The 289-nt window shown below is 81.7% G+C and carries 1 pseudogene; it reads right to left on the minus strand.

Annotated elements, in window-relative coordinates:
• A pseudogene (locus tag ABD308_RS24890) lies at positions 1-289 on the minus strand (hypothetical protein); the annotation flags it as partial.

Genomic DNA, 289 nt, shown 5'->3' on the forward strand with positions numbered 1-289 from the left:
CTGCGCACCGAGGAGGACTTCGCCGAGCTGGCCGAGGCCTACCTGGCCCGGGCGGCGGCGCAGGGCGCCGAGGCCGGAGCACGGGACGTCGACGAGGACGCGGTCGAAGCCGCCGGAGCGCCAGGCGGGGCGGGTGCCGTCGGCGGCGATCACGGTGTACGGGCCGGGGTTGCCGGCGAGCGCCCGGGCGACCAGCCGGGCCCGGTGCGGCTGCTTCTCGCTGGCGACCAGCGCCGCGCCGCGCTCGGCGGCCAGCGCGGCGCGCAGCGCGGCCTTGCCGCCGGGGCCG

The organism is Kitasatospora putterlickiae (assembly GCF_039527695.1).
GTDB classification, from domain to species: domain Bacteria; phylum Actinomycetota; class Actinomycetes; order Streptomycetales; family Streptomycetaceae; genus Kitasatospora; species Kitasatospora putterlickiae.